At 65.0% G+C, this 18,397-nt stretch carries 17 protein-coding genes; 8 read left to right on the forward strand and 9 right to left on the reverse strand.

The window, feature by feature from the left end:
- Positions 1-4 precede the first annotated feature (4 nt).
- The 7 genes from B7G52_RS04655 to B7G52_RS04685 all read right to left on the reverse strand — a co-directional run bounded on the left by B7G52_RS04655 (position 5) and on the right by B7G52_RS04685 (position 7,037).
- A complete protein-coding gene (locus tag B7G52_RS04655) occupies positions 5-910 on the reverse strand; it encodes a 4-hydroxyphenylpyruvate dioxygenase (protein ID WP_096696482.1) in 906 nt (301 codons plus the stop codon).
- Between the two features lie 59 nt (positions 911-969).
- Positions 970-1,803, reverse strand: a complete 834-nt coding sequence (locus B7G52_RS04660) for a shikimate dehydrogenase (RefSeq protein WP_096696483.1) — start codon at positions 1,801-1,803, stop codon at positions 970-972.
- A gap of 145 nt (positions 1,804-1,948) precedes the next feature.
- Entirely contained in the window at positions 1,949-2,956 is a 1,008-nt protein-coding gene (locus B7G52_RS04665) for a TRAP transporter substrate-binding protein (RefSeq protein ID WP_096696484.1), read from the reverse strand.
- Between the two features lie 175 nt (positions 2,957-3,131).
- A complete protein-coding gene (locus B7G52_RS04670) occupies positions 3,132-4,412 on the reverse strand; it encodes a TRAP transporter large permease subunit (RefSeq protein WP_096696485.1) in 1,281 nt (426 codons plus the stop codon).
- A gap of 15 nt (positions 4,413-4,427) precedes the next feature.
- Positions 4,428-4,967, reverse strand: a complete 540-nt coding sequence (locus tag B7G52_RS04675; RefSeq protein WP_096696486.1) for a TRAP transporter small permease — start codon at positions 4,965-4,967, stop codon at positions 4,428-4,430.
- 105 nt (positions 4,968-5,072) lie between these two features.
- The gene (locus B7G52_RS04680) at positions 5,073-5,756 is read right to left on the reverse strand and encodes a TetR/AcrR family transcriptional regulator (protein ID WP_096696487.1); all 684 of its coding nucleotides are present in this window, start codon (positions 5,754-5,756) and stop codon (positions 5,073-5,075) included.
- Between the two features lie 51 nt (positions 5,757-5,807).
- Positions 5,808-7,037, reverse strand: a complete 1,230-nt coding sequence (locus B7G52_RS04685; RefSeq protein ID WP_096696488.1) for a CaiB/BaiF CoA-transferase family protein — start codon at positions 7,035-7,037, stop codon at positions 5,808-5,810.
- 159 nt (positions 7,038-7,196) lie between these two features.
- Between B7G52_RS04685 and B7G52_RS04690 the strand changes: the two genes are divergently transcribed.
- Together B7G52_RS04690 and B7G52_RS04695 are read left to right on the forward strand one after the other, a co-directional pair.
- Complete coding sequence (locus tag B7G52_RS04690; protein ID WP_096696489.1) at positions 7,197-7,904, forward strand: haloacid dehalogenase type II; 708 nt, start codon at positions 7,197-7,199, stop codon at positions 7,902-7,904.
- A gap of 67 nt (positions 7,905-7,971) precedes the next feature.
- Positions 7,972-10,188, forward strand: a complete 2,217-nt coding sequence (locus B7G52_RS04695) for a malate synthase G (protein ID WP_096696490.1) — start codon at positions 7,972-7,974, stop codon at positions 10,186-10,188.
- A 209-nt stretch (positions 10,189-10,397) separates the two neighbouring features.
- On the opposite strand, the gene B7G52_RS04700 is transcribed toward B7G52_RS04695, so the two are convergent.
- On the reverse strand, positions 10,398-10,763 hold the full coding sequence (locus B7G52_RS04700; protein ID WP_096696491.1) for an SPW repeat protein: 366 nt from the start codon (positions 10,761-10,763) through the stop codon (positions 10,398-10,400).
- Positions 10,764-10,976: 213 nt separating this feature from the next.
- Here B7G52_RS04700 and B7G52_RS04705 point away from each other — a divergent pair, with 213 nt between their 5' ends.
- The 5 genes from B7G52_RS04705 to B7G52_RS04725 all read left to right on the forward strand — a co-directional run bounded on the left by B7G52_RS04705 (position 10,977) and on the right by B7G52_RS04725 (position 16,673).
- A complete protein-coding gene (locus tag B7G52_RS04705) occupies positions 10,977-11,546 on the forward strand; it encodes a fasciclin domain-containing protein (protein WP_096696492.1) in 570 nt (189 codons plus the stop codon).
- Between the two features lie 495 nt (positions 11,547-12,041).
- Positions 12,042-14,594, forward strand: coding sequence for a DUF1631 family protein (locus tag B7G52_RS04710; RefSeq protein ID WP_096696493.1), 2,553 nt, complete (start codon positions 12,042-12,044; stop codon positions 14,592-14,594).
- Between the two features lie 183 nt (positions 14,595-14,777).
- On the forward strand, positions 14,778-15,530 hold the full coding sequence (locus B7G52_RS04715) for a YoaK family protein (RefSeq protein ID WP_371328992.1): 753 nt from the start codon (positions 14,778-14,780) through the stop codon (positions 15,528-15,530).
- Entirely contained in the window at positions 15,527-16,297 is a 771-nt protein-coding gene (locus B7G52_RS04720) for a fused MFS/spermidine synthase (protein WP_096696494.1), read from the forward strand. The genes B7G52_RS04715 and B7G52_RS04720 overlap by 4 nt, the downstream gene beginning before the upstream one ends.
- Positions 16,298-16,421: 124 nt before the next feature.
- Complete coding sequence (locus B7G52_RS04725) at positions 16,422-16,673, forward strand: hypothetical protein (RefSeq protein ID WP_141397382.1); 252 nt, start codon at positions 16,422-16,424, stop codon at positions 16,671-16,673.
- 85 nt (positions 16,674-16,758) lie between these two features.
- On the opposite strand, the gene B7G52_RS04730 is transcribed toward B7G52_RS04725, so the two are convergent.
- Positions 16,759-17,994 (reverse strand): putative zinc-binding metallopeptidase, encoded by a 1,236-nt coding sequence (locus B7G52_RS04730; RefSeq protein ID WP_240523320.1) that lies wholly within the window; start codon positions 17,992-17,994, stop codon positions 16,759-16,761.
- 210 nt (positions 17,995-18,204) lie between these two features.
- On the opposite strand from B7G52_RS04730, the gene B7G52_RS04735 reads away from it, so the two are divergent.
- Positions 18,205-18,396 carry a 4-oxalocrotonate tautomerase gene (locus B7G52_RS04735; RefSeq protein ID WP_096667635.1) on the forward strand — a complete coding sequence of 64 codons (192 nt, stop codon included), beginning with the start codon at positions 18,205-18,207 and terminating at the stop codon, positions 18,394-18,396.
- Position 18,397: the final 1 nt, after the last annotated feature.

The raw sequence follows: 18,397 nt of genomic DNA on the forward strand, positions 1-18,397 counted from the left end.
GTGATCAGCCCCGCTCGTCGTGCACGAGCTCGAAACTCACACCGCCCAGCCAGGTGTGGGTCAGGGCGCCCCGGTCTTCGGTGTGCACGCTGCGCGATTCGACAAAGGTCACGCCGCGCCGGCCAAGCTCGGCCACCGTGGCCAGCACATCGGCCGTGCCCAGGCCGATGCGCTGCAGGCCTTCGTCATCCTCCACATCGAGCAAACCGGCTTCGGGCTCGATCAGCTGGATGTAAAAACGCGACGCGGGCGGGCACGGACTGCGCAGAATCCGGCCCTTGGGCAGAATGCCGAAACGCTGCTCGGCGGGCAACTCGGCAAAGCCGAACAGCTCGCGGTAAAACTCGGACCAGTCCTCGGCGCGGTCATTGCCGATGTATTGCACGACGCCGAAAAAATGCAGCCCCGCCACCGCCGGCGGGTACGGGTCCACGCCGGGAATCGGCACGAAGTCCACGTCGTAGATCGAAAACCGGTCGTAACGGTCGACAAAATAGATGCGGCTGGTGCCCACGCCATGGATCGCCGGGATGTTCAGTTCCATCACCTCGACGCGGGGCGGCACGGCCCAGGCGCCCCGCTCCAGCGCGCGGCGGTAGGCGGCTGCGGCATCGCGCACGCGCAGCGCCACGGCGGCGATCACCGGCTTGTCCTGCGGTCCTGCGGCGGTCGGCAAAGCCGGCGTGTGGGCATTGACAATCACGTTGATGGCACCCTGCCGGTAGAGCAGGACCTCGCGCGAGCGGTGCCGGGCCACCGGCCGGAAACCCATCATCTCCAGCACCTGGCCCAGGGCCTGCGGCCGGGTCGTGCTGTATTCGATGAACTCGATGCCGTCCAGCCCGAGCGGGTTGGCGGCCTCCGCAATCGCTTCCCGGTCGGCGGCTGTGGCCTGGCGTAGGGTGTTCATGGGGTTCTCCATTGGGGTTGAGCAGTTCGAAACATGAGGAGACTTTCCGCCCGCCGGCGTCAGTAGCTCAGACGTGCCACCGAGCGCAGGGCCTCGGGCGTCGCCGCGCCGAAACCGAAAAACTCGAGGTAAGCCGGAATCTGCTCGAACAGCATGTCCGAGCCCACCTGCACCTCGCAACCGCGTGCCTGCGCCGCACGCAGAAAGGCCGTCATCTCCTTTTTCATCACGACTTCGCCGGCAAAGGTCGATGGCGCCATGCGCGCCACATCGACCGGCAACGCGTCCCCGTCGTTCATGCCCAGGGGCGTGGCATTGACCACCAGGTCGTAGCCGGCCGGGTCGTTGCTGCCGGTGGCGACCTGCAGCGCCGGGTAATGCTTGCGCAGACGGGCGCCAAGCGCCTCGGCAGGCGCCGGGTGGACGTCATGCAAGCCAATCGCGCCAATGCCTGCCGCCGCCAGCGACGCGGCAATCGCCGATCCCACGCCGCCACTGCCGACCACGAGCACGCGGGCACCTGCCAGCTTCAAACCCTTGCGCAACACGCCGCGCACAAAACCGGCGCCGTCGAACATGTCGCCGAGCAGGCTGCCGTCGGGACGGCGCAGGATGGCATTGCAGGCGCCGGCAATTTCCACGGCCGGGGTGCATTCGTCCAGCAATGCCAGGGTGCTCACCTTGTGCGGCATGGTGATCAGCGCGCCGCGGATGTTGGTGAGCTTGAACAGGCTTTTGAGCACCTGCGGGTAGTCCTCGGCTTTGACGCCCATGGGCACCACGACCGCGTCGATACCGGCCTGTTCAAACCAGGGGTTGTAGATCATCGGCGCCTTGAAAGCCTCCGTCGGGTAGCCGAGGTGGGCAATCAGGGTAGTGGTGCCGCGAATCATGTCCGCCTCCCGCAGGAGGCAGCGCGCGCGGCGTGGCCGCCGGAAAGAACGCTCAGGCTAGGGTTCATGCAAATCAGACAAGGGGACATCGGTGAGGCCCGGCGTCCGGGGCCAGGCCCCGGACGCGCAGGCGCCTTCTTCTTACTTATTTACGCAGCTTGGCCAGCTCGGCCATCAGTTCATTGACCGTGGACTCACCCACACCGCCGGAGTACTTGGCGATCACCGGCTTCATCCGGTCGCGCAGCTTGGCCATTTCGGCGGGCGGCAATTCGGTGACCTGCATGCCGGCCTTCTTGAGGGCTTCCAGCGTGGCGCCTGCCGCATCGCGCGACGCCTGGCGCTGGTACTTGCCGGCTTCGACGGCAGCGTCGGCCAGCAGTTTTTTCTCGTCATTGCTCAAGGTGTCCCAGAACTTCTTGCTGATGATGACCGACTGCGGGTTGTAAACGTGGTTGGTCAGGGTCAGGTGTTTCTGGACCTCGGCGAACTTGTTGGCCAGGATGGTGCTCAGCGGGTTCTCCTGGCCGTCCAGCGCCTTGGATTCCAGCGCAGCGTAGACCTCGGGGAAAGCCATGGGTGTGGGGTTGGCATCGAGCGCCTTGACCCAGTCCAGGTTGATGGGGTTGGGAATCACGCGGATCCGCAGGCCGGCCAGGTCTTCCACCTTGTTGATGGCGCGTTTGCTGTTGGTCATGTTGCGAAAGCCCAGTTCCCAGTAGGCCAGACCCACCATGCCTTTTTCCTGCAGCTTGTCGTGCATCTTCTTGCCGAAGGCGCCGTCCACCACGGCATCGGCTTCCTTCGCATTGGCAAACAGGAAGGGGAAGTCGTACACCGCGAACTCCTTGGCCTGGCTGGCCAGGATGCCGGAGTTCAGCACTACCATTTCAATGGTGCCGCCCTGCAGGCCCGACACGTTGGGCGCATCACCGCCGAGCACGCCGCCGGGGAACAGGTTGACCTTGATCTTGCCGCCCGATTTGGCGGTGACGATCTCGGCGAACTTCTCCATGCCCATCACGATGGGGTGGCCCTTGGGGTTCTGGTGGGCGAACTTGATCGTGCGCTCCTTGATGTCCTGGGCAGAAGCCAGGCCGAAGGCGGCCAGGGCAGCGGCAGCCACCAGGGTTTTGATCATCAGACGTTTCATGTTTGTCTCCTCGGGAAAGTTCAAAGTACGCAAACAGGGAGGGTGCAGGACCTGGCGTACCAGACACGCCCTGCGCCACGGGAATCAGGATCGGTGCCGGGCTGTTCCAAGCCAGCCGCGCCCCCCAGAGGAACAGCGCAGCCAACGAAGCGCCAAGCGTGGGGACGACATGTTTTCAGCCATAGAACCAGCGCGCGGGCACCATGACAATCTGGGGGAACAGCACCATCAGGAACATGACCGAGAACTGAGCCAGCATGAAGGGCCAGACACCGCGGGTCACCTCGTCCATGCTGACCTTGCCGACACCGGCGACGGTGTTGAGCACCGTGCCCACCGGCGGGGTGATCAGGCCGATCGCGTTGTTGATGATGAACAGCACGCCGAAGTAAACCGGGTCGATGCCCGCGGCCTTGACAATGGGCATCAGCACCGGTGTCAGGATCAGGATGGTCGGCGTCATGTCCATCGCCGTGCCCACCACCATCACCAGCAGCATGATGGCCATCATCAGCAGTTTGGGGCTGTCCAGCAGCGGCTGCAGCAGCGTCACCACCTGCGCCGGCAACTGCGCCACCGTGATCAGCCAGGCCGACACCATGGCCGCCGCCACCAGGAACATGATCACCGCCGTGGTTTTGGCCGCCGCGAGAAACAGGCCGTACAGCTGGCTCAGCTTGAGCTCCCGGTAGATCAGCGTGGAGACCAGCAGCGCGTACACAGCGGCCACCACCGCCGCTTCGGTGGGCGTGAACACACCGAATTTGAGGCCGACCACCACAATCACCGGCAGCACCAGTGCAAAAGTGGCGTCCCCGAAGGCGGCAAGGACCTCGGCGCGGGACTTGCGCGCCGGAACCGCAACGGCTTCCTTGCGCGCCACCCACCACCAGGTCAACCAGAGCGCCGCGGCGAGCATGATGCCGGGCGCAATGCCCGCCATGAACAGTTTTGAAATGGACACGTTGGCGGCCACGCCAAAGATCACGAAGCCGATGCTGGGTGGGATGATGGGCGCGATGATGCTGGCCGAGGCCAGCAGGCCGGCGGAACGCGCCTTGTCGTGGCCGGCCGCCACCATCATCGGCAGCAGCAGTGCCGAGAGCGCCGCGGCATCGGCGACGGCCGAGCCCGACAGGGCAGCCATCATGACCGCGGCCACGATGGCCACATAACCCAGACCGCCCTTGATGTGGCCCACCAGCGTCATGGCGAAGTTGACGATGCGGCGCGACAGGCCGCCCGCGTTCATCACCTCGCCGGCGAGCATGAAGAAGGGCACGGCCAGCAGCGGAAAGCTGTCGGCACCGTTGATCACGTTCTGCGCCAGGATCTGCGCGTCAAACATGTCGAGGTGCCACATCAGCGCGGCCCCGCACAGCAGCAGGGAAAAGGCGATGGGAATGCCCAGCGCCATGGCGGCGAGCAGGGAACCCAGGAAAATGGCGATGGTCATGCGGTGTTCCTGCGGCTAGCGGGCGAGCGGTTGCTCTTCGTGAGGCACTTCTTCGTTTTCCCGAATGCCGACCAGCTCTTCGCCGGTGAGCTGTCCCGTGAGCAGGCGCCACAAATCGCTGAGCAGGATCAGCGCACCCGAAACGGCAAACACCAGGCCACAGCCGTAAAACAGCGCCATGGACACTTCCATCGCCGCACTGGTGGAGTCCCAGTTGATCTTGACCTGGTCAAGGGTGCCCCTGAAAAGCAGCCAGCAGATGAACAGCATGAGGACATGCCCCAGACCCAGGCAGATTTTCTTGCCCAGCACCGGCAAGCGGGCCACCAGCATGTCCGTGCCCAGGTGGGCGCGCTCGTGGAGTGCGACGATGGCGCCCAGAAAGGTCAGCCAGACGAACAGCCAGCGCGACAGTTCCTCGGAGACCGCGATGCCGGAGTTGAAGGCGTAACGCAAGACCACATTGGTGAACACCAGCACCACCATGAGCGCGAGGCTGGCAGCCATCAGCCAGGACAGAAGCTGGCAATAGCTGTTGATGACTTTCCGGACCATGAATGTCTCCTGCAGGCGCTGCAGATAACGCCCGAAGTCATTAATGTACGAACTAGTTAGTTTCTATAAATCAGTATTTACCCTTGGCCGGGCGCCGGGGGCCGCTTAAGCGCGAACGAAGCGCACGACCATCTCGATGACGCTCTCGCGCCGCGCGGCCACCGCCTGCGGGGAGCGGGCATCCTGCTTGAAGATCAGGCCGAAGGTGTGCTGGTTGGACACATTGAAAAAGGTCAGGGCCGAGATCGAGGCGTGGATGTCGATCGGATCCAGGCCGGGCCGGAACACCCCGGAGGCCACGCCGCGGTCGTAGAGCTTGCGGATGGCCTGGATCGCGGGCACGTTGAGCTGCTGGATGCTTTTGCTCTGCGCCAGGTAGGCGCCGCGCTCCATGTTCTCGGTCATCACGAGCCGGATGTAGTCCTGGTTGTCATGGTGATGGTCGAAGGTGAAGCCCACCAGCCTGCGCAAGGCCTCTTCGGGCGGCAGGTCTTCAAGGTGCAGTTCGGCCTCGATGCTGCGCATGCGGCGGTAGGCTTCCTCGAGCACCGCGATGTACAGGCCCTCCTTGCTGCCGAAGTAGTAATAGATCATGCGCTTGCTGGTGCGCGTGGCCGCCGCGATCTCGTCGATGCGCGCGCCGCTGAGCCCCTTGCTGGCGAACTCCACGGTCGCCACTTCGAGAATCCCGGCCATGGTCCGGGCCGGATCGTTGGTGCGGGTGGTTTCGCGAACCGCGGTTTTGGCCACCGGCTTCGCCGGACGCACGGAATGTACTGACTGGTTCATTTCGGCAGTATAGAGGCGCAGGCGGCCGCCAGCCCGGCGCGCGCCACCTACTTATCCCGCAACAATCTTCCCGCCCTGCAGGGCCTGGATGTCCGCCTCGGCATAGCCGAGTTCCTGCAGCAATACCAAGGTGTGTTCGCCCAGCCGGGGCGGGTTCAGGCGCACACCGGGGCGCTCGCCGCCCAGCGTCAGGGGCAGCAGCGGCACGTGGGTCTCCCGCCCGTCCGGCAGTCTCAAGGGCGCCAGACCGCCGGTCTGCTGCAAATGCGGGTCCTCAAACAAGTCCTCGGGCCGCGTGATGGGCGCAAACGGCAGGCCGTGCTGCTCGAACAACGCGCTGAGTTCGGCCGCCGTTCGCGGCGCCAGGCGTTCGCGCAGCTGCGGCAGCAGCCAGTCGCGTGCACGCACGCGGTCGTTGTTGCGGTCCAGCCGCGGGTCGGCGCGCAGGTCGGCAAACCCGAAGGCGTCGCAAAACAGCTGCCACTGCGTGTCGCTGACCACGGCCAGAAAGATCTGTGCGCCGCCGTGCACGGTGAACACGTCGTAAATGCCCCAGGCCGAGATGCGGCCCGGCATGGGCGCGGCCGGCTGGCCGGTCACGGCAAACTGCATCATGTGCTGGGCCACGAGGAACACATTGTTTTCAAACAGCGCGGCCTGCACCTCCTGGCCCTTGCCGGTTTTGGCGCGCGCGGCCAGCGCCGCCATGGCGCCGATGGCACCGAACATGCCGCCCATGATGTCGTTGACGCTGGTGCCCGCGCGCAGCGGGTCGCCGGGCCGGCCCGTCATGTAGGCCAGGCCGCCCATCATCTGCACCACCTCGTCGAGCGCGGTGCGGTGGTCATACGGGCCGGGTAAAAAGCCCTTGTGGCTGACGTAAATCAGGCCTTTGTTGAGTTTCGACAGGCTGGCGTAGTCGAGCCCCAGCTTCTGCATGGTGCCGGGCTTGAAGTTCTCGCTGACGATATCGGCGGTTGCCACCAGCTTGAGCGCAATCTCCCGGCCCTGCGGTGTCTGCAGGTCCAGGGCGATGCTTTTCTTGTTGCGGTTGAACAGCGCAAAAAACCCGGCGCCCGAGCCCAGCAAGCGGCGCGTGTTGTCGCCACCCAGCGGCTCGACCTTGATGACCTCCGCGCCCAGATCGGCCAGCACCATGCCGCAGGTCGGGCCCATCACCATGTGGGTGAACTCGATCACGCGCAGGCCGGCCAGCGGCAGGGGCGTGGCGGGCGCGGTGGGGCCGGAAGCCGCTGGCGGCGGCGGGGAAGGCTCGGACACGGTGGAATCCTTGATAAAACGGTGGTGGGCCGACCACTCGGCTCATGAACTGCAAATTATGCGGCGCCACTCAGGCTGACAAATTACCCGCAAATTTGTCATGGATAAATCGCTTATTAATCAATTAATCTTTGTCGAAGTATCAAATACAGTCTGACCATGGAAAAACCCAAAACCGGGCGCGTCGTGCCACGGGCTGTTCTTTTTGATGCCTACGGCACGCTGTTCGACGTGTACAGCGTGGGCCTGCTGGCGGAGCAACTGTTTCCGGGTCAGGGCCAGGCGCTGGGTGTGCTCTGGCGCGACAAGCAGATTGAATACACCCGGCTGGTCACCACCAGCAATGGCGGCCAGTTTTACCAGCCCTTCTGGGACCTGACCCGCGCCGGCCTGCGTTACGCCTGCAAACGCCTGGGCCTGGACCTGACGGCCGAACGCGAAGAGCGGCTGATGAACCAGTACCGCCACCTGTCGGCCTTTCCGGAAAACCGCGAGGTGCTGCAGGCCTTGAAAAAACGCGGCATCGTCACCGGCATTCTGTCCAACGGCGATCCTTCGATGCTGGACGTGGCCGTCAAGTCCGCCGGGCTCGGGGACCTGCTCGACCATGTGCTCAGTGTCGACAGCATCCGCAAATACAAGACCCACCCCGAGGCCTATGCGCTCGGGCCGCAGGCCACGGGGCTGGCCGCGGCGCAGATCGCCTTTGTCAGCTGCAACAGCTGGGACGCGCTGGCCGCGACCTGGTACGGCTACCAGACACTCTGGGTCAACCGTTATGCCCTGCCCTTCGAGGAGCTGGGTACACAGCCGTCGCGCACCGGCAGCAATCTGCGCGACGTGCTGGGTTTCTTCCCGGCGGGATAATCCGTTTCACTGTTTCGACCTTCTTTTTTCTTTTTCCTTCTTTTTTGCCCTTTTTTGAGGTTCCCCCATGACGACAACAACCCCACGCACATCGCTCCACGGCCTGCAGGTGGCCACGGTTTTGCAACGCTTTGTCGATGACCAGGTCCTGCCCGGCACCGGCGTGGACCGTGCCGCCTTCTGGAAGGGTTTTGACGCCATCGTGGCAGACCTGGCTCCGAAAAACATCGCCCTGCTGGCCGAGCGCGACCGCCTGCAGACCGAGATGGACAGCTGGCACAAAGCCAACCCCGGACCGATTGCCGACATGAAGGCCTACCGCGCCTTTCTGGAAAAAACCGGCTACCTGGTGCCCCAGCCGAAGAAAATCACGATCACCACGGGCAATGTGGATGCCGAACTGGCCAAACAGGCCGGCCCGCAACTGGTGGTGCCCATCCTGAATGCGCGTTATGCGCTGAACGCGGCCAATGCGCGCTGGGGCTCGCTGTACGACGCGCTGTACGGCACCGACGTGCTCTCCGAAGACACCGGCGCTGAAAAAGGCAAGGGCTACAACCCGGTGCGCGGCGCCAAGGTGATCGAGTACGCACGTTATGTGCTGGACCGCACCGCGCCGCTGGTCAAGGGCTCGCACATCGATTCGACCGGGTATGCACTTCGGGGCGGCAAGCTGGTCGTCGCCCTCCAGGGCGGCAAAACCACCACACTGGCCGACGCGAGCCAGCTCGTCGGTTACCAGGGCAAGGCCTCGGCGCCGTCGTCGGTGCTGTTGCAGCACAACGGCCTGCACATCGACATCCGCATCGACCGCAGCACGCCGATCGGCAAAAGCGATGCGGCCGGCGTGAGCGACCTGGTGGTGGAAGCGGCGCTCTCCACCATTCTGGATCTGGAGGACTCGGTGGCGGTGGTCGATGCCGACGACAAGGTGCTGGCCTACAGCAACTGGCTGGGCATTCTGCAGGGCACGCTGACCGAAAGCGTCACCAAGGACGGCAAGACCTTCACCCGCGGCCTGAACCCGGACCGCGAGTACACCTCGCCCAAGGGAAAACCCGTCACCCTGCACGGCCGCTCGCTGATGTTTGTGCGCAACGTCGGCCACCTGATGACCAACCCGGCCATCCTCTACACTGCCGCCGACGGCTCGACGAAAGAAATTCCCGAAGGCATCCTCGACGCCGTCGTCACCACGACGATCGCGATTCACGACCTGAAGCGCAAGGGCAAAAAAGGCATCAAGAACTCGCGCAAGGGCTCGGTCTACATCGTCAAGCCCAAGATGCACGGCCCGGCCGAAGTCGCCTTTGCCGCCGAGCTGTTCAGCCGTGTCGAAAAAATGCTGGGGCTGCCCGACAGCACCGTCAAGCTCGGCATCATGGACGAAGAGCGCCGCACCAGCGTCAACCTGAAAGCCTGCATCGCCGCGGCCAAAAGCCGCGTGGCCTTCATCAACACCGGCTTCCTGGACCGCACCGGCGACGAGATGCACACCGCCATGTACGCCGGCCCCATGATCCGCAAGGGCGACATGAAAAGCAGCGCCTGGATTGCGGCTTACGAGAAGAACAACGTGCTGGTGGGCCTGTCCTGCGGCCTGCGCGGCAAGGCGCAGATCGGCAAGGGCATGTGGGCCATGCCCGACCTCATGAAAGCCATGATGGAGCAGAAGATTGCCCACCCCAAAGCCGGCGCCAACACTGCCTGGGTGCCCAGCCCGACCGGCGCGACGCTGCATGCGCTGCACTACCACCAGGTCAAGGTCAGCAAGGTACAGAAAGACCTCGAAAAAGTCGGCGCCAACAAGGAGCGCAATGCCCTGCTGAACGGTTTGCTGCAGGTTCCCGTCACGGCCACGCCCGACTGGAGCGCCGAGGCGAAACAGCAGGAACTCGACAACAACGCCCAGGGCATCCTCGGTTATGTGGTGCGCTGGATCGACCAGGGCGTGGGCTGCTCCAAGGTGCCCGACATCCACAACGTCGGCCTGATGGAAGACCGCGCTACCCTGCGCATCTCCAGCCAGCACATGGCCAACTGGCTGCTGCATGGCGTGGTGACGAAAGCGCAGGTGAAGGAAACCTTTGAACGCATGGCCGCCGTGGTGGACAAGCAGAACGCCGGCGACCCGCTGTACCAGCCCATGGCCGGCCACTTCGACACTTCAGCAGCCTACAAGGCAGCGTGTGACCTGGTGTTCAAGGGCCTGGAGCAACCGAGCGGCTACACCGAGCCGCTGCTGCATGCGTGGCGCCTGAAGGTGAAGGCCGGCAACGCTTGACCCGCTACTGAATCAATAGCTGCCTCCGCTCTATCAGGGCCGGGGCAGGATTTGATACACAAACCCATCTCCACGGCGTCTTCGGACGCCGTTTTTCATTGCAGGGCTGCAACGGGCCCGGACCAACACCCTCCCACCACAGCGCGATGCGCTGTGGTTGTCACCTCACCGCAACCGGCCTCAGCCAGCCACAGCCCGCCGCTGACCGCTCAGCGCACCGTCCGGTCGCGCATCCAGCCGCTGTAGTCCTTGTCGGTTAGCAGCGTCCACAGGGCCAGGACGGCAATGGCCAAGCCGGCCGCCACCGCATTGAGTGTGGCCTGTTCATGCGTGGTGAACCCGAGAACCCAGGGCGAGACGACCAGCCACAAGCCCAGCGCTCCTTCGGTCCACTCCTCCCAGGCGCGCGGGACAAAAATGGCTCCCAGTGCCACGGCGACCAGCGCCGCGCCGACGATGACCGCGTTCAGCATGATCATCCGCTCATCCTGGAAACCCAGCGCCCAGGGTGAAAGAAGGACCCAGAGACCCAACAAGGCATTGACCGGGTCTTGCCAGTGTTTCAGTTGCTCCATGGTGACACCTCCTGACAGCGGGAAAAAAAGCTCCGCTGCAAAAACTTTGACCTCACCCGGCCCGATTTTGTTCCCTGGGGCGGGTCCACGGCGCTGTGAAGATTGACCCTTGAATCCAGCGGGGCATTCCGGGCGTATTCCTTCCAGGCGGACAACACGCTGACGCGCTGTGGCGGATTCCACAGACCAACAACCCTTAACAGGAGTCTCACTATGAAAAAACTACTGATTGCAGCCGGCGTTGCCGTTTTGCTCAGCGCTTGTGCCGGTGGCATGTCCGGCAGCCAGATGTCCGGTGGCCCCTCGGTCATGGTCGGCGGCGCCGCCATGTTCCCGACCAAGGACATCGTTGACAACGCCGTCAATTCCAGGGACCACACGACACTGGTGGCCGCCGTCAAGGCTGCCGGCCTGGTCGACACGCTCAAGAGCCCCGGCCCGTTCACCGTGTTTGCACCGACCAATGCCGCGTTTGACGCCCTGCCGGCCGGCACCGTCGCCACGCTGCTCAAGCCCGAGAACAAGGCCCTGCTGACAAAAATCCTGACGGCCCACGTGGTGCCCGGCAAGCTCGACGCTGCTGCCCTGAGCCAGCGCGTGATGGCCGGCAATGGCCGGGCTACCCTGACCACCGCCAGCGGCGACAGCCTGGTGGTCACGGCCAGCGGCTCCAATGTGATGGTGACCGACGAAAAAGGCGGCACGGCGATGGTCAGCATTGCCAACGTCTACCAATCCAACGGCGTGATCCACGTGGTCAACAAGGTGCTGGTGCCCAACTGATCCCGGGTTGAACCGACCCACGGGCGGGGCTGCCAGGCCGGCAGCGCCGCCCCCCTGCAAAGCCACAACAAACTGCAACGGTTTGTTGTGGCTTTGGCCGTTCGGGCCCGGCCACGCACCAACAGTGAGCGCCAGCCGAAAGGCTGCAGCAACTGCACGGGTTGCCCCCGATTCGCTATGCAAAACATAGCTGCAGGCGACCGTTCCTGTTGGGCTCATGGCGGATTTGCCTGCACACCCCCGCCGCCCGGGTCATCCGCGCGAAAAGCGGCCCCCGGAAGGCACCGGCGGTTGCGGCCAGGCTGTCGGAATGTAAGCAGCGTCTCTTTGCTGCGCAGTGCGTTAGAAATCGTTACAAGATACTTCTGCATTTCCAGCAGCATCCCGCCAGTTCAGACCACACTTCGGGGTCGGGTGAACCGGGATTTCCCCCCCACCATTGACTTGACAGCTCTTCAGGCCCACGCCTCTCTCTTAACCACATCGCCCTCCACCATGGCATCGCAACAAGCCGACGTCTTACTCCGCTGTCTGCAGGAGGCTGCCCAAGCCGCCAAGCCGGCGCTTGAACGTTGTATTGACCACGCGGTGGCGGCGCTGCAGCTGACAGACACCCAAAGCCTGAAAGTCGCTGAGCGCGACGAGGTGGCACTGGCCTGGCGCGAACTGCTGCGCCACCGCGACGGCTGGTGTGCGCAATACCCCGCGGCCCTGCTGGCGGCCTTCCACCAGCCCGCAAAGCCGGCTGCGCAGCCGGTCGCGACGCGCACCCCGGTGCCTGCGCTGGCGGGCGCCGACAGGTTCTCGCTGATTGACGACACCGAGGTCGAGCAAGGCATCGAGTCCGCGCGGCTGCTGCAGCAGGTCGCCCCCACGGTCGAGCAGGTGCTGGCCGAACTGGATGGCCTGATGAGTTCGGCGCAGGGGCTGGTCACTGTCCGCGCGCAGGCCAACCCGGTGCGGCCCGAGGTTTTTGCGCAGACGCTGCGCACCCTGCTGCTGGGCGCGCCGGTGGCGCCCGCGATCAGCACGCTGTGGATCAAGCACCTCGGCGAGCCCCTGGGGCGCGAACTAAAACGCATCTACGAACGCCTGATCAATGTGCTGGAACTGGCCCAGGTGCGGGCCGCCAGTTACCGGGTGCTGCAGACGCCCGCCCGCGCCGGCAAAAAGCCGGGCAGCGCCGCAGCCGGCACCCCTATTGGCGACAACAAGCCCGGCGCCGGGCCAGGCGTGCAAGGCGGTCCCGCCGGCATCGGTTACGCCTCGGACGAACCCTTCACCCGGGTGCCGTCGCAATACGCGGACCTGTCCAACGACGACGTCAAGGACGCGCTGCTCCAGGACTTCCTGTTTCGCGGCGGCAGCAAGGCCGACCATGGGCTGGCGCCGGCCTACTACGCCACCATTGAAGAAGAACTGATCGCGCTGAAGGGCACGCCCGACTCGGCACAGGCGGCGCTGCAGGCCGAGGCCGAAGCTGACGACCGAAGCTACTGCGGCACCCGCAGCGACCCGCGCCGCCCGGCGCTGCCGGCGCAGGACGCCGACGAGGAGCCGGACAACCCGTCACGCATCGTGGACGTGCTGAGCCAACTCAGCTCGCAGGTCTGGGGCGTCTACGGCCGTGCCCGCGAGCGCGCGATGGTGCGCACGCAGCTCCACAAAGACGCCACCCGTGTCGGCCAGGTGCTGGGCATGGAGGTGGTGAAAAAACTCGTGACCCAAGTCGCGCAGGACCCGCGCCTGCTGGTGCCGGTGCGCGAGGCGATTGTGGCGCTGGAGCCTTCGCTGCTGCGCCTGGCCATGGTGGACTCGCACTTTTTCAGCGAGGAAAACCACCCCGCGCGTCGCCTGATGGAACGTGTGGCGCAACGCAGCTTCAAGTACAACGACGAACACAGCCCGGCGTTCGACGTTTTTTTCCATTCGCTGACCGAGGCCTTCAACGGGCTCAACGCCCTTGAGATCGAGGACGCCCGGCCCTTCGGCGCCGCGCTGGGCGAACTGCAGGCGCTGTGGGACGAGCAGGACCAGCACGAGCGCGATCTGCGCGGCACCATGCGCCAGACCATGCAGTTTGCCGAAGAGCGGCAGGCGCAGGCCGACCAGATTGCGCTGGACATGAGCCTGCGCGCCGACCTGGACCAGGTGCCCGGGGTGGTGCTGGACTTCCTGTTCGGGCCGTGGGCGCTGGTGATGGCGCATGCCCGGCTGACCGACACCGCGCGCCAGATCGACCCCCAGGGTTACGGCTCGCTGGTGACCGACCTGCTGTGGAGCGTCAAACGCGAGGCCACGCTCAAGCGCCCGGGCAAACTCATCGCCATGATTCCCGGCCTGCTCGGCAAGCTGCAGGCCGGCCTGGCAGCACTGGGGCTGGACCCGGGCGAGACCGGGGCGTTTTTCGACGCCATGGAAAGACTGCACCACCCGGTGCTCAAGCTGCGCCGCGTCCGCAGCCGGCGCGACGCCGTCGAATCGGACAACGCCCCACTCGAAGTGGGCATGGGCGAAACCGACTTGTCCGACCTGAGCGACCTGAGCGACCTCCTGCCCGCCACCCCCGAGCAGCGCAAAGCCAAGGCGGCCGGCCAGCCCTGGCTGGCGCCGCAGGAACTCGACAAGGCCGGCTTTGACAATACCCTGACGTCCGGCCCGGCAGCGCTGGGCGCCACGCCGGAGGATGACATCCCGGCCTCCGAAGCGCCCGACAGCGGCGCTGCTGACACCCCGGCAGACGCCGCCGGCGATGGCGCGCGCCAGCCCGAAGATATCCTGATGGGCCTGCGCGAAGGCAGCTGGGTGGATATCTACTCCCGGCGCCACTGGCTGCGCGCGCAGCTGATCTGGGCCAGCAACCGCGGCACCCTGTTCATGTTCGTCAGCCACGGCGGCCAGCCCCACTCGATGACCAAACGCAGTTGCGAACGCCTGATCAGGGACAGGCTGATGCGTCCCGTCGATACCCACGGCGTGGTGGCCCACGCGCTGGACCACCTGGTCAAGGACGCCGCGCCGCTGGACCCGCAAGGCCGTGCCGCTTAGCGCAGGCTTGCCGGCCCATCCCGGGCCCCACCCCCGGTACGCTACAAATTCAATAGCACCCTGCGCCCGCCATTTGCGGGCCGGAAGCCGATTTCACAAAAAATCTTGCAGCCAGCGCCGGCGTCGGCGGTTCCCCGCACCATAATGTCCACTGTCATGCTTCTTGCATGGCAGAGGTCCATCTTGTTCAAATTTCTGCTTCGACTCACCGCCAGGGAACGCACGCGCCGCAGCAACCGGCAGTTTGGCGGCATCCTGGCGTTTGTGGCCGGGGCCATCAATGCCGGCGGCTTTCTCGCCGTGCAGCGCTACACCTCGCACATGACGGGCATCGTCTCGTCCATCGCCGACGACCTGGTGGTCGGCAGCATCGGCCTGGCGCTGGCCGGCCTGGTGAGCCTGGCGGCGTTTATCGGCGGGGCCATCACCACCACCTTGCTCATCAGCTGGGCGAGGCGCCAGGAACTGCGCAGCAAGTACGCGCTGGCCCTGCTGCTGGAGGCGGTGCTGCTGCTGATGTTCGGCCTGGTGGGCGCCAACCTGAACTCCTTTGCCACCCTGCTGGTACCGACGGCGGTGCTGCTGCTGTGCTTCATCATGGGCCTGCAAAACGCCATCATCACCAAGATCTCGAACGCCGAGATCCGCACCACCCACATGACCGGGGTCATCACCGACCTGGGCATCGAGCTGGGGCGCCTGATCTACTGGAACCAGTCGAAAAAGGCCAACAGCATCCAGTTTGTCGCGGCCAACACCGACAAGCTATTCATCCATGCCACCCTGCTCGGGCTGTTTTTTTCGGGCGGCCTGTTTGGCGCCGTCGCCTTCAAGGCCATGGGCTTCAGCGCCACCCTGCCGATCGCCCTGCTGCTGGTGGCGATGGCCCTGCCGGCGGTTGCGCTGGACCTGCGCAAGATCGCGAGGTCGCTGTGACACTGGCGTCCGATGATTTTCAGTCGCTGCAGTACGTCAAACCCTTTGTGCGGGAGGACGGCGCATCGAAGTCGCTGCATTTCACGCTGGGTGAGCTGCAAAGCCGCATGCTCATGCACCAGCCCTGGCGGCTGGACCTGGACTACACCCGGACCATGATGGGTTTTCTGCTGTTCCAGCCCGCGCCGGCCCATATCGGCATGATCGGGCTGGGCGGCGGCTCGCTGGCCAAGTTCTGCCACCGGCAGTTGCCGGCCTCGCGCATGACCGTGCTCGAGATCAACCCGCATGTGATCGCCCTGCGGCGCGAGTTCCAGATTCCCGACGACGACGAACGGTTTGCGGTGATCGCCGCCGACGGCGCGCTTTACCTGCAGGCCGCAGCGCCGGCCTTCGATGTGCTGCTGGTCGACGGTTTCGACCAGGACGGCCAGCCTGCGGCGCTGTGCTCCCAGCGTTTTTATGACGACTGCTTTGCCGCCCTGGGCGAGGACGGTGTGCTGGCGGTCAACCTGCACCACGACCACCCCGATTACCCGGTGCTGGCCGGCCGCATCCACCGCAGCTTCAGCGGCAACGCGGTCGAAGTCATGGCCGCAGAAAAAAGCAACGCGATTGTGTTTGCCTCCCGCGGCCCGGCCATTTCACCGCGCCGCGTGAACCTGGCCAGAAGCCTGGCCGGCTTGGACGACGCGGCGCGCCTGCAGCTCAAAGCCGAGCTGGGGCGCATCGCCTGGGAAATGAAAGACCTCGCCGGGGAAGCTTAGGGGAGCCAGGCCGCCGACGGCAGGGCGCGCCCCTGTCCCACGCCAGCGGGTCGGCGTGCAGGCACACTGGAAGCTTCCCGACGGACACGAAGGATCAGGATGAGCCAGAAAACCAATTTTTCGTTTGACATCCACTACCCGGCCGACACCCGCGCCCAAGGCACAACGCACGCAGCTGATGGCCTCGCTGGGTCCGACGCTGCAGGCGCTGTTTGCCGCTGACGACAGCGCGGCCACGGTGGCCGTCAGCGACAGCCACCAGGGCAGCGGCCACAAGATAGTCGAGCTGGTAACCAGCTTGCAGGACAGGCAGATTGCAAGCATCCTGAAGGCGTTTTCCGAACAGCACGGTTTGTCCGTGCAGGCGCTCGAATAGCTGCCCCGGGCCGCATCGGCCAGCCGATCGCTATGAAATCAGGAGCTGCTTGCGTCCACGGATACTGGGCCAGAGCGTTTTTTGATCAGGGCCGGCTTTGCTGCTGGCCCTGATCCTGTCCCTGTCCATCGCCTGCCCCGTCGCGGACGGAAGTCACCACCAGGTGGATGAAATGCAGCTTGGCCACCACTTCGCGCGGCAGCACAAAGGGGTAAAAGTCGGGCTGCCCCATGGCGCGCGACATTTCGTTGAGCAGCGTGGTCAGCCGGGTCCACTGGTTCAGGAAGTCCAGGAACACCTGCGCCCCCGGGTGATCCGGCTGGTACAGCGCATCCAGCGTGAAGGGCGTGAACTCCAGCTGGGCGCTTTCGGCCGACAGGCCAAAACTCAGGGCCGTGTCGACGGTGTCGCGCATGTGCAGGTAGTGGGCCCAGCACTCGGCCCAGTCTTCCCAGGGATGCACGCTGGCGTACGCACTCACGTAGTGCAGCGCCCAGTCCGGCCGCGGCCCCTGCTCGTAATTGGCCTGCAGGCTGGCCAGGTAATCCTGGCTTTCATCGCCGAACAGCGCCCGGAAATCCTGCTGCCAGGACGTGCCGGCAACCAGGCGGTCCCAGTAGTAGTGGCCGACCTCGTGGCGGAAGTGGCCCAGCAAGGTGCGGTAAGGCTCATGCATGGCCTTGCGTGTGGCCTCGCGCGTGGCGTCGTCGGCTTCGTTGAGGTTGAGGGTGATGAGCCCGGTGTCGTGCCCGGTCATGATGTGCGGACCGAAGTCGGGGGAACGCAGGAAGTCGAACATCAGGCCGTGTTCGCTGTCCTCACTCGCCCGCGACGCCACCGGCAGGCCCAGCACCAGCAGCGCCGACACCAGGCGCCGCTTGGACAGCTCGATGTTGCCCCACAGTTCGCCGTTGTCCGGGTGCGCCGGGTCGTTCAGGTCGGGAATCGTGCGGTTGAGGCGACAGGCCTGGCACAGCAGCAGTTGGGGCTGGTCATGGCTGACCGGCACCAGCCAGTTGCAGGCCGCCGGGGTATGCAGGTTGGCGCAGCGGAGGTATACCGCCGCTGTGTCGGGCTGCGCAGCGCCGTCCGGCCCCGGCGCACGGCCGCCCTCGGACTGCCACGCGACCCAGGTGTCGGGCTGCTCGCCCGGCATCAGGGGCAGGAGGCTGGCCTGCGCCGGGTCGTAACCCAGCGCCGTGCCGCAGGCCAGGCAGGTGCTGTTCCTGAAAAACACGGGACAGCCGCACTGGCAGTGGTAGGCACGGCCGGCCAGACGCGGCAGATGGGCGGGGGCGGAGGAAGGGCTGTCGTTGAACAAGGGAATTTCTCGAAGCGCCTGACGCGGTGAACAAGGGCGACAGGCCGGTGGTGCCGGCGGGCCGTTTCCTTTGAAGTTTCCCATGTTCGCCAAGCCGTCCGGGCACCCGCCCGCCTTGTCCTTCTGTCAGTCTTTGCCGACAAAAAATGGCATGCGCCCGCCTGGCTTTTATCATCAGGGCACCGGTTCACATCAATTCAAAGGAAAACCATGCCCACCTACCACGTCGAAATGATGGAAGGCCGCACCATCGAGCAGAAGAAAAAGCTGGTCGCCGAGATCACCCGCGTCAGTGTCGACATCCTGGGCGGCGCGCCCGATTCGGTGGATGTGATCATCACCGACATCAAGCGCGAGAACTGGTCCACCGGCGGCAAGCTCTGGTCCGAACCGCGCGACTGAT

Source organism: Polaromonas sp. AER18D-145, assembly GCF_002379095.1.
Lineage (GTDB): Bacteria > Pseudomonadota > Gammaproteobacteria > Burkholderiales > Burkholderiaceae_C > Polaromonas.

Bases quoted from the DNA above. Each gene is read 5' to 3' on its own strand.
- B7G52_RS04655 (WP_096696482.1), bottom strand. From the start codon at position 910: ATGAACACCCTACGCCAGGCCACAGCCGCCGACCGGGAAGCGATTGCG.
- B7G52_RS04660 (WP_096696483.1), bottom strand. From the start codon at position 1,803: ATGATTCGCGGCACCACTACCCTGATTGCCCACCTCGGCTACCCGACG.
- B7G52_RS04665 (WP_096696484.1), bottom strand. From the start codon at position 2,956: ATGAAACGTCTGATGATCAAAACCCTGGTGGCTGCCGCTGCCCTGGCC.
- B7G52_RS04670 (WP_096696485.1), bottom strand. From the start codon at position 4,412: ATGACCATCGCCATTTTCCTGGGTTCCCTGCTCGCCGCCATGGCGCTG.
- B7G52_RS04675 (WP_096696486.1), bottom strand. From the start codon at position 4,967: ATGGTCCGGAAAGTCATCAACAGCTATTGCCAGCTTCTGTCCTGGCTG.
- B7G52_RS04680 (WP_096696487.1), bottom strand. From the start codon at position 5,756: ATGAACCAGTCAGTACATTCCGTGCGTCCGGCGAAGCCGGTGGCCAAA.
- B7G52_RS04690 (WP_096696489.1), top strand. From the start codon at position 7,197: ATGGAAAAACCCAAAACCGGGCGCGTCGTGCCACGGGCTGTTCTTTTT.
- B7G52_RS04695 (WP_096696490.1), top strand. From the start codon at position 7,972: ATGACGACAACAACCCCACGCACATCGCTCCACGGCCTGCAGGTGGCC.
- B7G52_RS04700 (WP_096696491.1), bottom strand. From the start codon at position 10,763: ATGGAGCAACTGAAACACTGGCAAGACCCGGTCAATGCCTTGTTGGGT.
- B7G52_RS04705 (WP_096696492.1), top strand. From the start codon at position 10,977: ATGAAAAAACTACTGATTGCAGCCGGCGTTGCCGTTTTGCTCAGCGCT.
- B7G52_RS04710 (WP_096696493.1), top strand. From the start codon at position 12,042: ATGGCATCGCAACAAGCCGACGTCTTACTCCGCTGTCTGCAGGAGGCT.
- B7G52_RS04735 (WP_096667635.1), top strand. From the start codon at position 18,205: ATGCCCACCTACCACGTCGAAATGATGGAAGGCCGCACCATCGAGCAG.